The sequence below is a fragment of the Dechloromonas sp. CZR5 genome, assembly GCF_008711155.1.
Taxonomy (GTDB): domain Bacteria; phylum Pseudomonadota; class Gammaproteobacteria; order Burkholderiales; family Rhodocyclaceae; genus Azonexus.
Genome location: NZ_VUYQ01000002.1, coordinates 530,361 through 541,446, shown reverse-complemented (window position 1 = coordinate 541,446; position 11,086 = coordinate 530,361). Strand labels below are relative to the sequence as shown.

16 protein-coding genes are annotated in these 11,086 nt (G+C 59.6%); 12 read left to right on the top strand and 4 right to left on the bottom strand.

The window, feature by feature from the left end:
• Positions 1 to 106 precede the first annotated feature (106 nt).
• The 12 genes from F1002_RS07720 to F1002_RS07665 all read left to right on the top strand — a co-directional run bounded on the left by F1002_RS07720 (position 107) and on the right by F1002_RS07665 (position 7,696).
• Positions 107 to 1,231 carry an ABC transporter substrate-binding protein gene (locus tag F1002_RS07720; RefSeq protein ID WP_150428429.1) on the top strand — a complete coding sequence of 375 codons (1,125 nt, stop codon included), beginning with the start codon at positions 107 to 109 and terminating at the stop codon, positions 1,229 to 1,231.
• Between the two features lie 93 nt (positions 1,232 to 1,324).
• The gene (locus F1002_RS07715) at positions 1,325 to 1,747 is read left to right on the top strand and encodes a hypothetical protein (RefSeq protein WP_223879498.1); all 423 of its coding nucleotides are present in this window, start codon (positions 1,325 to 1,327) and stop codon (positions 1,745 to 1,747) included.
• A 132-nt stretch (positions 1,748 to 1,879) separates the two neighbouring features.
• A complete protein-coding gene (locus F1002_RS07710; protein WP_150428428.1) occupies positions 1,880 to 2,272 on the top strand; it encodes a hypothetical protein in 393 nt (130 codons plus the stop codon).
• A 13-nt stretch (positions 2,273 to 2,285) separates the two neighbouring features.
• Positions 2,286 to 2,849: a hypothetical protein gene (locus tag F1002_RS07705; protein WP_150428427.1), complete on the top strand. Its 564-nt coding sequence runs from the start codon at positions 2,286 to 2,288 to the stop codon at positions 2,847 to 2,849.
• Positions 2,850 to 2,960: 111 nt separating this feature from the next.
• Entirely contained in the window at positions 2,961 to 3,308 is a 348-nt protein-coding gene (locus F1002_RS07700; protein ID WP_150428426.1) for an iron chaperone, read from the top strand.
• A 96-nt stretch (positions 3,309 to 3,404) separates the two neighbouring features.
• Positions 3,405 to 3,752, top strand: a complete 348-nt coding sequence (locus tag F1002_RS07695) for a hypothetical protein (RefSeq protein ID WP_150428425.1) — start codon at positions 3,405 to 3,407, stop codon at positions 3,750 to 3,752.
• Positions 3,753 to 3,833: 81 nt separating this feature from the next.
• Positions 3,834 to 4,364: a methionyl-tRNA formyltransferase-like protein gene (locus F1002_RS07690; RefSeq protein ID WP_150428424.1), complete on the top strand. Its 531-nt coding sequence runs from the start codon at positions 3,834 to 3,836 to the stop codon at positions 4,362 to 4,364.
• Between the two features lie 66 nt (positions 4,365 to 4,430).
• Positions 4,431 to 5,027, top strand: a complete 597-nt coding sequence (locus F1002_RS07685; protein ID WP_150428423.1) for a hypothetical protein — start codon at positions 4,431 to 4,433, stop codon at positions 5,025 to 5,027.
• A gap of 44 nt (positions 5,028 to 5,071) precedes the next feature.
• Positions 5,072 to 5,536, top strand: a complete 465-nt coding sequence (locus F1002_RS07680; protein WP_150428422.1) for a hypothetical protein — start codon at positions 5,072 to 5,074, stop codon at positions 5,534 to 5,536.
• Positions 5,537 to 5,894: 358 nt separating this feature from the next.
• Positions 5,895 to 6,230, top strand: a complete 336-nt coding sequence (locus tag F1002_RS07675; protein WP_150428421.1) for a hypothetical protein — start codon at positions 5,895 to 5,897, stop codon at positions 6,228 to 6,230.
• A gap of 396 nt (positions 6,231 to 6,626) precedes the next feature.
• Positions 6,627 to 7,241, top strand: a complete 615-nt coding sequence (locus F1002_RS07670) for a LysE family translocator (protein WP_150428420.1) — start codon at positions 6,627 to 6,629, stop codon at positions 7,239 to 7,241.
• 14 nt (positions 7,242 to 7,255) lie between these two features.
• A complete protein-coding gene (locus F1002_RS07665; protein ID WP_150428419.1) occupies positions 7,256 to 7,696 on the top strand; it encodes a cyclopropane-fatty-acyl-phospholipid synthase family protein in 441 nt (146 codons plus the stop codon).
• Between the two features lie 33 nt (positions 7,697 to 7,729).
• On the opposite strand, the gene F1002_RS07660 is transcribed toward F1002_RS07665, so the two are convergent.
• From F1002_RS07660 to F1002_RS07645, 4 genes are read right to left on the bottom strand one after another with little or no spacing between them, the layout of a single operon-like run.
• The gene (locus F1002_RS07660) at positions 7,730 to 8,902 is read right to left on the bottom strand and encodes a DUF1615 domain-containing protein (RefSeq protein ID WP_150428418.1); all 1,173 of its coding nucleotides are present in this window, start codon (positions 8,900 to 8,902) and stop codon (positions 7,730 to 7,732) included.
• Between the two features lie 9 nt (positions 8,903 to 8,911).
• A complete protein-coding gene (locus tag F1002_RS07655) occupies positions 8,912 to 9,634 on the bottom strand; it encodes a class I SAM-dependent methyltransferase (RefSeq protein WP_150428417.1) in 723 nt (240 codons plus the stop codon).
• Positions 9,631 to 10,431, bottom strand: coding sequence for a polysaccharide deacetylase family protein (locus F1002_RS07650; protein WP_150428416.1), 801 nt, complete (start codon positions 10,429 to 10,431; stop codon positions 9,631 to 9,633). The genes F1002_RS07655 and F1002_RS07650 overlap by 4 nt, the downstream gene beginning before the upstream one ends.
• 2 nt (positions 10,432 to 10,433) lie before the next feature.
• The gene (locus F1002_RS07645; RefSeq protein WP_150428415.1) at positions 10,434 to 11,075 is read right to left on the bottom strand and encodes an alpha/beta fold hydrolase; all 642 of its coding nucleotides are present in this window, start codon (positions 11,073 to 11,075) and stop codon (positions 10,434 to 10,436) included.
• Positions 11,076 to 11,086 lie beyond the last annotated feature (11 nt).

Here is an 11,086-nt window from a genome sequence, read left to right as displayed (position 1 = left end):
TTTACCAGAGGCCCCCGAAAAGCCCCTGTTTGTCATCCGGATGACAATGCGTTGCGCGGGTTGCGACCTAGACTGCGGGTTCATAAAAATGATTCGAGGAGACAAAATGTTTGCAAACCTGAAGCAATGGCTGGTAGTGGCCGGCCTGTCGCTGCTCGCGCTGACCGCTCACGCCCAGAACGGTCCGATCCGCCTCGGCCAGTCCCTGCCCCTGAGTGGCCCGCTGGCCGAACTGGGCAGCGAGTACCGCGACGGCATGCTCGCCTACTTCAATGCCTTGAATGCCAAGGGCGGCATCAACGGCCGCCGTGTCGAACTGCTGACGCTTGACGACGGCTATGTGGTCGAACGCAGCGTGGAAAACGCGAAGAAGCTCATCGATCAGGAAGACGTACTGGCCTTCCTCGGCATGTTCGGTTCGGCCAATTATGGCGCCCTGCTGCCGCTGATCAACGAGCGGGCCATTCCGTCGCTGGCTCCCTACACCGGTTCCGACGAGCTGCGTGCCCAGAAATCGCCGACGACCTTCTGGCTGCGCGCCAGTTACGGCGATGAAACCGAAAAGATCATCGACCAACTGACCACGCTGGGCATCAACAAGATTGCTGTCTTCTATCAGGACGACGCCTTCGGCAAGTCCGGACTGGCCGGGGTCGAAAAAGCCCTCGCCAAGCGCAACCTGAAAATGGTCGCCGTCGGCACTTTCGACAAGACCAAAAACGACGTGCGCGATGCGGTGAAAAGCATCGGTGCCGCCGATCCGCAAGGCGTTGTCATGATCAGCACCTACAAGCCGACCGCCGCCTTCGTGCGTGAAATGCGCCAGGCCGGCAAGCAATCGCAGTTCTTCGCCCTCTCCGTCGTCGGCTACAAGGCGCTGCAGGCCGAAATGGGGCAAACGGCGGCGGGCATCGCCATTGCCCAGGTCGTTCCCTACCCGTGGAGCGGCGTCACCACCATCGTCCGCGAATTCCAGGCCTTGCCTCCTGAATTCGCCCCGAAGAGCGGCCCGACCTATACCGTCCTCGAAGGCTACATCGCCGCCAAGGTCATGACCGAAGGCCTGCGCCGGGCCGGCCCGCAACCGACTCGCGACAAGCTCGTCAGCGCCCTGGCCAGCCTGCAGAAATACGATGCCGGCAATTTCGTCGTCGATTACAGCAAGAACCGCCTCGGCTCGAGTTTCGTCGAAGTCACCATCGTCGGCAGTTCCGGGCGGCTGATGCGCTGACAGCCCTGCAAGTCTGCCCGACAACGGACCCGCCGGAAATGACGTGCGGGTCCGTTGTTGCTCGTGTCATGCATCAGCAGTAAGCTGCCGGGCATGGTTCATAAGCCTAGCCGCCATTCTCCTGACGATATTGCGCTGTTCCACGGCGCGCCCGTTGCCGCCACCGAGGCGGTCGCCGCGCTCCTGCGCTCGACCACGATCAAGCGCCTGAAACCGGGAAACCCAGGAACCCGGAGACTGCTTCAGCGTTACGGCGCAGACCTCCTCTGTGTTCGCTACCGTATCGACCGTAGTACCGGCAAACGCTTTACCACCGTAGAACTGCTCGTCGAAGCGCGCGCCGGCCCTCCGGCAGCCATGGTGTGGGTTCGGGTGGGCTACGGCGAAACGGAAGTGCGCCGGCAGATCAAGGAATCCGGCGGAGTATGGGATGCCGAACGCAAACTGTGGCGTGTCTCCGGCTATATCGCCCGCGCCATGAAGCTGGAAAAGCGCATCGTTAAGGATGTCCAATAATGGCAATCACGACCTGTCCATTATTGGAAATAAATATCCATATTTGGCAACAAATGGCCAGATATGGATATATGAAAGTGTCGTCTACTTGTAGTTAGATTTTTCTCTTTCCCTCCCACAGGAGTATTTCAGATGGCTGATGAAGCAGATTTCGACAAGATAGTGAAGTTAATCGAAGAGCGTAAAAAGTCGGACACCGACTTATCTGATTCGGAAGTAAAGAAGCGTTCGGCGCTTGCGCTTGAGCACTACAAAACCTTTTCCGATGGTTCCGAGTCAAGCCTTCACCCAGGCATGCTTGTCAAGTGGAAGCAGGGCCTAAAGAACAGAAAACGCCCTAGGCCCAACGAACCAGCGGTGGTCATCGAGATATTGGATAAGCCCTTTTACGACGAGGAGAACGGCTCAGGAACCCCATACTTTCGTGAGCCAATGAACCTCGTTCTTGGAATGGTCGATGACGACGGGGAGTTCATCATTTACCACTATGACAAACGGCGGTTTCGTCCTTTTAGTGACAACTGACAGGTAGCTCATCATGAACGATGAGAAGGAAGACAACCTGCTAAAAGATCAGCCGGGTGTGTTATCAAGAGAGAAAGTTAACACTCCGACACGACCGGAAGAAAACCCGGTCATACTCGCATTGGTAAAAATTCTAGATGAACGCACAAGTGCCTTTGTTCCGCGTCAGGAATTTGATAAAGACATCAAGCATCTTGAGGGTCGCTTAAACAGTCACGAGGCGACAGGTCACGACAAGTTTGTTACGCAACAAGCAATGCAACAAGAGATTCGCAGCGCTAGTACCGCAGCCGACTCCAAGTTTGCAACCCAACAACAACTGACCGATAAGTTGGCACTTTCCGAATCAAAGTTTGGTGATGCAACCACATTGAAATGGGGCGTTCCCATTGTGCTTACTCTAGCAATCGGCCTCGCCTCTTGGTATGTGTCTAATCTAGTTTTTTCGCTAAGAGAAGACATGACAAAGACAGAAACACGGCTACAGCAATCGATTGGTGACCGAACGACTGAAGACAAGGTTCGCCTAATCATAGAGAAACGAATTGGCGAGGAAAATGACAAGCGGAAGCGGTAAATCTAACATGGCGCTCAACCGGACCGCCCGCAAGCTGCGCTTGCGGGTTCCCTCCGGCCTTCGGCCTCCGGCGGCCGGTTAGCTCTACGTTAGGCATATTGGGAGAGACTGATGTCATTTTCATCACATGAAGAATATTTCGAGAGTGTCCTAGCAGATGTTCAGCCTCTTATGTTGTCCATCCAAACAAAAGTCGAAGCCTTGTTGCCTAACGCATCGCGCTGCATCAGTTACAACATGCCAGCGTTCAAAGCTAAGCGCGTCTTCTTCTATTTCGCCGCGTTTAAAAAGCACATTGGCATTTATCCGCCAGTAAAGGAGGATACCGCGCTCATTAAGGAACTTGCTCCGCACCGAGGTGTGAAAGGTAATCTCTCTTTCCCGCTCAACCAACCGTTGCCTATTGATCTCATCGGTCGTGTAGCCATTGCATTGCATCGGGAGTATGAGCACAAATGAAGCCGCCCATCTCCAAGTTGCTGCCTAACATGGCGTTCGAGAGGGACGCGCCAAAAGCGGCGCGCCCCTCAACTTTACGTTAGGCTTCGAACGGGTATGGACCTCATCTACGACAATCTTGATTCGGCTGGGAACGAACCCATTCTCGTTGAGGCCACTATTTCTTTGGTCGCTGCCGACCAAGGTGGAAAAGAACGGCCTATTACAAAACACTACCGCCCAAACCATAACTTCGGCGGACCCGACAATCGAAACATGTTCATTGGCCAACTGGAACTAGAAGAAGGTGAGTTTCTTTATCCGGGCCAAACGAGAAATCTTGTGGTTACCTTTCTAAACGTGCACGGTCTACGAAAACACCTAGCCATTGGTACCAAGTGGCGCATACAGGAAGGGTTACGCCTTGTCGGGTTCGGTGTCGTTAAGCGTGTTCTCGAAGCCTAACATTCCAATGCACCGGACCTCCGGCAAGCTACGCTTGCCTTCGTCCGGTGATTTTCAACGTTATGCGTCAGAGGACTCGGCGTGCATGAACTGACTGAACTGCTCAAAGGTGCGACGGCGCGAATTGCTCCGTTGTACTTTCAGGTCGTCATCGATGGGGGCGACCCGGTGTATCGCGAACGGGTCTATTGCTACGAGCTTTATCACCAGCTTCGGTGCCTGTGGCCAACGGACACGCCGTTCTATTTGAACGGTGAGTTGGATAAGGCGGCTCACCCGATACTGCGCGAGATGGGTGCGGACTATGCCAAGCCTGACCTTCTGGTTCATCAGCCGGGCCACATGGCGGGCAACAACACCATCATCGAGGTCAAGTCTGCCAACGCGCAGAACGAAGGTATTAAGAAGGACCTCAAGACGCTTGCGCTGTTTCGGTCCAAGGTCGGATACCAGCGCGCGATCTACCTAGTGTTTGGGCATGGGGTACAGGCAACGACAGCGCGTGTGCGCAAGGCTTGGAGCGAATTGCAAGAGCCACCTCCCATCGAGCTATGGATACACGATGAAGCTGGCCACGCGGCCCGAGAAATTGGTTTTCAAAATGACGCATAACCCTGCGCTCAAGCGGACCTGCGCCAGCTCCGCTGGCTGGTCCGCTTAGCTGGAACGTTGGGCGTCATGAACACCATCACCGAAGCACTCGCTGATGTCGATTACGCGTTTCGGCATCTTGAATTTGCCATCCGTCTCATGTGCTACTGCGAGTTGGAGCATCTCGACTTGCCCCGCCTAGACACTGACCTGACCATCTTGTTCGAGCGAGAGAACGTGGGCTTTCCGTCGGGTACATTTGCAACCATTGAAGCAGTTGTTTCCGCATCGAACGCATTGGTCGGTATGGCCTTTGGCACGTCGGCAATGGTCCTCGACGCTGCTTTCGACGTGGCCAATCTGAAACGTAAACCCCAGTCACGGCAACCCAACGACGAGTTGCGAACGCTTGTATATATGGTTCGCTGTGCGTTCGCACACAATCCAGCCCTACCTCTATGGGAGGCGCGCGGAAAGGAGCATGCGCGACTGCTCTCACTTTCAGTAGGCGGCACACCTCTCTCCATTGATCTCGCTGCTCTTCATGGTCAGCCGTTCGAATACGACCACATTGGTGGGTTCGCTATGTGGCTCCGAATTCGGTCTGCGTCCGAGGCACTGATCCGGGACGCCCAACCCATCATTCCACCGGACCTGTCGCGGCAAGCCGCGCCAGTCCAGTGAATTCAAACATTAGACATTTTCCGTCCGCTTTTCAGGAGGAATGCATGGCTGATTTTCCTGCTCCGCGAGATCGATCCGCTGGAAAGCTACGGCGCTTCCCGTGGATATTCAAGATTCACAGTGATTTTCAATTCCAGAGCATTCACCGCGATAAGTCATTTGATTCGAAATGGCTTCGGTTAGAGCCTGACGGAACCGTTACCGTCAAGGCCAATGGTTCTGGTTACGCTTGGGATGGATGCACTCCGAAGATAAGTATCTTGGGGCTCTTTATTCTCGGTACACCTGACGGACATATTGATATCGAGACCGAAAAGCCAATTACCTATTTCGCATCCATGGTGCATGATGCCTTCTATCAATATCTTGAGGATGTTCCTGTCTCAAAGCGGGATATTGATCGTCAGTTCTACCTCATGCTGAAAGAACGCGGGTTTCCGCTGGCCAGGCTGTACTACATGGCTGTAGATCGATTTGGAGGGCGAGGTGTCAAGCAAAAAAATGCCTAACCGATCAAGGCTTGCCCTTCGGTTACCGGGGCACATCGCCTGCCGACGGTACGCCCCTTGGCGACACGTTAGCCGCTAAGGCCCCCCTCTCGCCATGTTCCGGATACCTCATCTGATACTCCTTGGCATCTGTGTTTCGCTGCTGGGTTGCGCGTCTACGAAATTTGCAACTTCGGGCGAGGTTCCAACGGTCTCTTTGTGCCAATCGAGCTCTGAGACTCTTTCGACCCTTGTGCTGTGGGGGCCTAAATGGCGCCCGAACCAGAAGGAGGCCACCCGCCGAGAAGCTGCGGTACAACAAGGGCTTGAGGACTACTTTGCGCAATCCGGGTGTTTCTCAAAAGTCGAAATTCGCCGCTTGCCTGAAGAGAAGATCGAACGCGTCTCCTCAAGGCAAGAACTTCAAGCCCTTGCCTCCCTGGCAAGTGCACCGCCGGATCGGCTGCTCGTAGTCATCGTTCGGGAACTCGGGCCGGTTATCAAATTTCTGTCGTCACCCGCGATGCTGGAGGGTGGAACCGAAGTCGTACTGGAACTAACGGCCGTCAATCTTCAAACGGCTGCATCGCCAGCGAGCTTCCGCATCCATTGGCAAAATGGAGGGCCGCTCGTGATCAAGGGAGTCAAGACCTTGCCTGACGACATGAGTGCTGCATTGGGGGCCGCTATGTCTCCTGGGCTACGAACCGAATGACAGCGGCTGCCCCTACCGTCGAACGGGCCTGCGCGAAAAGCCGGGCAGGCCTCTCATTTCAACGTTGTGCCTCATGACAGACGTTTGTTCATCCAACCCAAAGCGCTACCGTGAGTTGATAGATACCGCACAAATCAACGGGCGGCGTTGGATAGGCGTCACGACAATGAAGACAATCCATTCAAGCCACAGCCGCTGTACGGCTCGGCTAAGTTCAGGCGTTAGGTTGCATGGTGCCGTGTGTATCAGCCCGAAGCCCCAATTCAACAGATGCCGGATCGTTCGTGGCTGCCGTCAAAGTGAGCCGCAAGCTGCATTCCCCTTGGGTGTCGTCACCCTGCCTTGCGCGTTGGGCCTCATACTCGTCCGGTCAGCGGCATTCAGGAGATTCGTCACATGGTAAGCCTTGAGTTTCTCGTTACGTCACTAATCGTGGTGCTCATTCCCGGCACTGGTGCCATCTATACGGTGTCCACCGGCCTTGTCCAGGGCAGAAGGGCAAGTGTGTTTGCCGCCCTCGGGTGTACTGCCGGGATCATCCCCCACCTCATGGCTACGGTCTTGGGCTTGGCTGCTGTCATGCATACCAGCGCGCTTGCCTTTCAAGCCCTAAAGTATGCCGGCGTCGCATATCTGTTCTACGTCGCCTATGCCACCTGGCGGGATAAATCCGCTTTTGCCGTCGATGAAACGCTCTCCGGCAATTCTGCCGTTGCTCTGATCGTCAAAGCCTTCCTGCTCAATATTCTCAATCCCAAGCTCACCATCTTTTTCCTGGCGTTCTTGCCGCAGTTCGTCCCGCCCGGAACGAGCGAGCCGCTTCTCGAGTTTTTCAAACTGAGCGCCATCTTTATGGTCATGACGTTCTGCGTGTTTGTGGCGTATGGCTTTCTCGCGCATGCATTCCGCGCCTCGGTTATCGAGTCGTCCCGCGTTCAGGCTTGGCTTCGGCGCGGGTTTGCGGCAACGTTTGCGGGTCTTGGTGCCAATCTGGCCTTTAGCGAAAAATGACCTCCAGGTCATCCATGGTCGCCAGAATTTCTCCCCGGCTTGCCGCGATAGTCGAGGCGCTCCCGCTGCATCCCGGCATGCGCGTTCTCGAGATCGGTTGCGGCACGGGGGTTGCCGCTCGCGCGGTCTGTCAGCGGCTCGGCCAGGGGCACATTCTCGCTATCGACCGTTCCGCCAAGGCCATCGATCAGGCCATGGCCGGATCACTGCCGGAGCTGGCGTCGGGCAGGCTGGCGTTCCGTTGTGTCGCCATCGAGGATTTCGTTCTGGCGCAGGACGAGCCGCCCTATGATTTGGCGTTTGCGGTACGTGTCGGAGCGCTCGACGGACGCCATCCCCAAGCCGGCTTGGTCGCGCTTGAGCGGCTGCGGCATGCGCTTTCCCGGCGCGGGAGGTTGTTCATCGATGGCGGCGATCCCTTGCTGGAAATCAGGCTTGACCGCGCTGCCGGCTGAGCGGCCTGGGGCGTGCCGTCCTGTCATGCCGGCTCAGGAGACGCCGCGTCCCAGGCAGGTCTTGTAGCGCCCTTCGACCCGTTTGGCGAACCATTCGGTGGTCAGCTTGCGGGTGATCTTGGGGCTTTTCAGGTCGATCTGCGGCATGGCCTGGCGGGGCATGGGCTTGCCCTGCTTGTCGGCGAGTTCGAAGACGCGGTTGAACAGCGGGCTGCGGCCAAAGGCGGCGCTTTTTTCCAGCAGCAGGTCGCGGCGGATTTGCGGGCGGCTCATCTCCAGTTTGTAGGCGATGTTCAGCGCGGCATCCTCGACACTGCTGGCGACGTTGGCCGGCAGCCCGTTTTCGTAGCGAAGCAGGTCGCCGTCCGGCGTCAGGGGCTTGCCGCTGAGCTTGCCCAGTGCGAGCTGGAAGGCGGCATTGCGGCTGCTGTAACGGCCGGCGTTGAAGTCGGCGAAGCGATAGACGACGGCGTCGTAGGGCACTTCGTAGTCGAGCAGGATGGCGCTGCCGAAGTAGACGCCGCCGCGCCGCGTGAAGACCTCATTGCGCAGTTTTCTGGCGATGGGGTATGGGTAACTGCGTTCCTTGACGTGCTGGGCGGCGAATTCGACGCTGACCTGCATCGGGCCGCCGGTGCGCACCGGGTTGTAGTCGGCGAACAACTGCCGACCGAAGGGTAGTTCGCCGATCATGTCCTCGAACAGGTCGTTGAGCTGGGTTTCGGTCTTCAGCGCGTCGATGCGCTCGTTGTAGCTCTTGCCGGTCGGCGAGTTCTTGCTCAGCGCGGCGGTGACGAGCAGCGACGGTACGCCGTAGCGGCCGGCCCGCGTTTCCAGTTCCTTGCGCACGATGCCGGGCAGGCCGGGGACCACGGGGTCGGCCTGGAAACCGGATTCCTGTTCGATGATGGCCATGGCGGCGCAATAGGTCTGGGTCGCGTGCGGCACTTCCAGTGTCTTGAAAGCGGTGTGCAGGTCTTCAGCCCAGCCGGCCTTGTCCTTGACGGTGCCTGGCAGCAGGCGGGCGATGCGCTTCCTGACTTCGACATCGCCCAGCGAGGTCGGCCAGGCGGTGGCCGTCTTGCCATCGGCGCGCCGGGCCATGTCGGGCGGCAGGGCCGGTCCGTCGCCCTCGCCTTCGTCGAAGGTCGAGCAGCCGGCCAGCAGCGCGGCGGTCAACAAGGCAGGCAGGATGGCGCGGCGCATGGGGCGAGATCAGGCCGGCACGCGGCAGACCAGCATGACGTTGGCGAAGGGTTTGCCTTCGTTCATCGGGTCGGTTTCAACGCTGAAACCCAGGCTTTGCAGCAGCGCGACCCACTCGGCCAGCGGCCGGCAATAGAGGCGTGGCAGACGATGGCCGCGCACGAAGGTGACGGCGTGGTCGACCCAGTTGCACAGGTGATACGGCAGGCCGGCCGAGGCGTCGCCGACGCGGGTCAGGAACAGGCCGCCCGGCGGCAGCGCGGCGCGGATGCGCTTGAGTACGTCCTTCTGGTGGGCGTGGTCGAAGTAATGCAGGGCATCGAGGATGGTGATCACGTCGGCCTGGCCGAAATCGGCCTTGGTCATGTCGCCCTGTTCGATGCGGACGACCGGGTGATCGCGGCCGAAGGCACGGGCGGCGCGGTCGACATCCTTCTGCATCAGTTCGATGCCGTGCAGGCGCAAGGCCTTGGGCGCGGCAGGCCAGTCCTTGGGCCAGCTGCCGGCCTCGTAGAGCTTGCGGGCGGCGAGCAGCCAGGCGAACAGGCTGCCCTGGCCGCAGCCGAGGTCGAGGTAGCGGCCCTCGGCCGGGAACAGGCCGCGCTTGAGGACTTCGCGGAAGATGCTGTCGGAGGACAGCTTGCCGCGTGCGTAGCGGTAGGCGAAATGGCCGCCGGTCTGGAAGGGGCGGCTGGCTTCGTCGAGCAGTGTTCTCAGGAAACGCTTGGTCATGTGGTGGCGTCGTTCAGCGTGACGGGGTTGAGTTGTTTTTCGTGCAGCGTGGCGAGCAAACGCGGCAGGACGGCGAGGATAACCGCCCGGCCATCCGGCATGCGGGCGGCGTGACCGTCGTGCATGAGCAGGATGTCGCCGGGTGCCAGGTTGCGGGTCAGGCGTTCGAGCACTGTATCCGGATCGCCACAGCGGGTGTCGTAGGGACGGCGCGTCCACGCGGCGAGCTTGATGCCGAGGCGGTGCAGCACCGGGTCGAGGAAGGGGTTGCGCAGGCCAGCGGTGGCGCGGAAGTAGCGTGGCGTCTGCCCGGTGATCTCGGCCAGTGTGGCCTGTCCGGCGGCGATGTCGGCCTGCATGCGGCGCGGCCCGAAAAAGGCGAAAGCCTTGGAATGGCTGTCGCCATGGTTCTCGACCTGATGGCCGCGGGCGACGATTTCCCGGCACAGCCCGGGGTTCTCGCGGGCGCGCCAGCCGATGCAGAAAAAGGTGGCCTTGGCGCCGGCGGCATCGAGCAGGTCGAGCACCTGGGGCGTGACCTCGGGGTCGGGGCCGTCGTCGATGGTGATGGCCACCTCACGGTGGGCGATGGCGGCCGGCGGCAGGCGGGTCAGGTTGGGTCCGAGCAGCGTCGAGCGCGGCAACAGGCCGGCGGTGGTGATCACCGCATGGTTGATGACCAGCGCACCGAGCGCCCACGGCCAGAGGGCCGGTGCCAGCAGGCAGCCGACCGCCGCGCCGGCATGGATGGCGAGCGTGGCGTGGATGGCGGGGGTGGGTTTCCAGGGGGGCGGCATGGTCAGGCGGGAATGAGACCGGAATCCAGAAAATGTTCCCACAAATTGCACCAGGCCGGCCAGTCGTGGTTGCCGGGAACGGCGCACCGGGCAGCGGGGGGAAAGCGTTCGGCGATGGCCTGCATGCCCGTGGCAAAGCGGTCTTCGCTGCCGTAGCCGACAAAGGCGGGCAACGCCGCCGGCGGTGCCTTCAGCCAGCGGTAGGCGCGGAATTCGGGGTCGTTCAGTTCTTCCGCGGTCGGCTGCCAGGCATCGAGTCCGCCGCTGCGGGCGATGGCGTTGGTGGTCAGCCGGCTGCCCGGATAGGGTGCGATCAGGCATAGTCCGTCGACGGCACCGGGGTGGTCGGCAGTCAGGCCCAGCGCCAGCAGGCCGCCAAGCGAGATGCCGCCGAGCCAGACTTGCCGATGGGTCTGCCGCGCCGGGCGAAGAATCTGTTCGAGTACGGCCGGCAAGGCGTCGCCGGCCGAAACGGCATCGAGGCCGAGATCGATGGCCGCCAGGTCAAGCCTCAAGCCGCGCCGTTCCACGGCCGGGAAGAATTGCACGGCATAGTCGTCGGCCGTCATGTAGGCGCCCGGCAGCAGCACCAGCAAGGTCCCGGCGCCGCAAGCGCGGCCGACGGTACGCAAAGGCCCGCTCATGCCGTGGTTCC

What these genes read in the sequence shown, in the direction of transcription:
- F1002_RS07720 (WP_150428429.1), top strand. Translation starts at nt 107, where the DNA reads ATGTTTGCAAACCTGAAGCAATGGCTGGTAGTGGCCGGCCTGTCGCTG.
- F1002_RS07715 (WP_223879498.1), top strand. Translation starts at nt 1,325, where the DNA reads ATGGTTCATAAGCCTAGCCGCCATTCTCCTGACGATATTGCGCTGTTC.
- F1002_RS07710 (WP_150428428.1), top strand. Translation starts at nt 1,880, where the DNA reads ATGGCTGATGAAGCAGATTTCGACAAGATAGTGAAGTTAATCGAAGAG.
- F1002_RS07705 (WP_150428427.1), top strand. Translation starts at nt 2,286, where the DNA reads ATGAACGATGAGAAGGAAGACAACCTGCTAAAAGATCAGCCGGGTGTG.
- F1002_RS07700 (WP_150428426.1), top strand. Translation starts at nt 2,961, where the DNA reads ATGTCATTTTCATCACATGAAGAATATTTCGAGAGTGTCCTAGCAGAT.
- F1002_RS07695 (WP_150428425.1), top strand. Translation starts at nt 3,405, where the DNA reads ATGGACCTCATCTACGACAATCTTGATTCGGCTGGGAACGAACCCATT.
- F1002_RS07685 (WP_150428423.1), top strand. Translation starts at nt 4,431, where the DNA reads ATGAACACCATCACCGAAGCACTCGCTGATGTCGATTACGCGTTTCGG.
- F1002_RS07680 (WP_150428422.1), top strand. Translation starts at nt 5,072, where the DNA reads ATGGCTGATTTTCCTGCTCCGCGAGATCGATCCGCTGGAAAGCTACGG.
- F1002_RS07670 (WP_150428420.1), top strand. Translation starts at nt 6,627, where the DNA reads ATGGTAAGCCTTGAGTTTCTCGTTACGTCACTAATCGTGGTGCTCATT.
- F1002_RS07665 (WP_150428419.1), top strand. Translation starts at nt 7,256, where the DNA reads ATGGTCGCCAGAATTTCTCCCCGGCTTGCCGCGATAGTCGAGGCGCTC.
- F1002_RS07660 (WP_150428418.1), bottom strand. Translation starts at nt 8,902, where the DNA reads ATGCGCCGCGCCATCCTGCCTGCCTTGTTGACCGCCGCGCTGCTGGCC.
- F1002_RS07655 (WP_150428417.1), bottom strand. Translation starts at nt 9,634, where the DNA reads ATGACCAAGCGTTTCCTGAGAACACTGCTCGACGAAGCCAGCCGCCCC.
- F1002_RS07650 (WP_150428416.1), bottom strand. Translation starts at nt 10,431, where the DNA reads ATGCCGCCCCCCTGGAAACCCACCCCCGCCATCCACGCCACGCTCGCC.
- F1002_RS07645 (WP_150428415.1), bottom strand. Translation starts at nt 11,075, where the DNA reads ATGAGCGGGCCTTTGCGTACCGTCGGCCGCGCTTGCGGCGCCGGGACC.